This window comes from Pseudoduganella sp. RAF53_2, assembly GCF_052113985.1.
In the GTDB taxonomy this organism is placed as follows: Bacteria; Pseudomonadota; Gammaproteobacteria; order Burkholderiales; family Burkholderiaceae_D; genus Rugamonas.
On record NZ_JBFRDW010001064.1, the window covers coordinates 1 to 1,099 of the forward strand.

1 protein-coding gene is annotated in these 1,099 nt (G+C 57.8%); it reads left to right on the forward strand.

The genetic code is table 11. From position 1 onward, the window contains the following. Positions 1 to 844: alpha/beta hydrolase family esterase (locus AB4Z11_RS32335; RefSeq protein WP_442030363.1), on the forward strand; the 844-nt coding region annotated here is incomplete at its 5' end. Positions 845 to 1,099: the final 255 nt, after the last annotated feature.

Here is a 1,099-nt window from a genome sequence, read left to right on the forward strand (position 1 = left end):
ACCCAGCAAAACACCATGCAGCAAGAGACCGCTAGTAATCGCACTTCATGGAACCGGAGCCACGGCCGAACAGCTCTTTGGTATGGCGTTTCCGCCGTCACCGCTCTCGGTATGGCTTGAAATCGCCGAACGCGACGATGTCGTTGTCGTTGCTGCGGACGCTGGCGAGGACGGGTGGAGTGATTGTTTCGCCAGTGACGCGCGCGTGGCGAAACAAGATGATGTAGCCTTTATCAGCGCAATCATCGACCACGCCATTGCTGAACATGAAGCGGATCCGGAACGTGTGTATGTGATGGGCGTATCGCGCGGAGGCTTGCTGGCTTATCGCATCGCTGCCGAGATTCCACATAAGTTAGCGGCCTTCTCGGCAGTGTTGGCCTGCATGCCTCCGCCTGAACGTGTGCGGATGCCGTCGAAGCCGTTGTCGGCGCTAATCATTGGCGCGACAGCTGATCCGCTGATGCCATACACGGGTGGGAAATATTTCTATGCACTTCGCTTTCTCGACCAGGTCAGCAGTATTGAAGACAGTGCGCGGTTCTGGTGCGAGCTGGCAGGACTAACCGAAACGTCTGCTGTATCGGAACTCGCGCACCGACATGATTGGGATAAGACTCGTGTGGTTCTTTACCTGTGGGGAGGTGACCCAACGAAGCTGCAGGTCGGTCTCTACAAGATCATCGATGGTGGGCATGCCGAGCCAAGTATCGCCCAGCGTTACCCGTCATGGATTAACAAGCTGGTAGGCCAACAGAACGCGGATCTGGAAGTAGCCGAAGCTGCTTGGACTTTTTTCAAGGACAAGTGTCGTGCCGCTCAGGGCCACTACGTCGCTGCATAAGTGGTACTAGCTCAGATCTTAACTTGACACACGATGTCCGCTGAGCGGCAGCAGCCGCCCATTCCGGACAGTTGTTAAGACCGCGGCCGGCTGGCACCCGGCCTGCGGCAGCGCGCATCGCTGTACCGGCGACCTTGATGCGGGCGTTGTATGGCAATCTGCCCGTTTGGTAGATCGTGCGGGCCGGACGGTGGCCTGCGGGGAACAGTTCTGCAAACAACGCAATGACCTGTGGCAGGTCCGCCAGGTCGATGA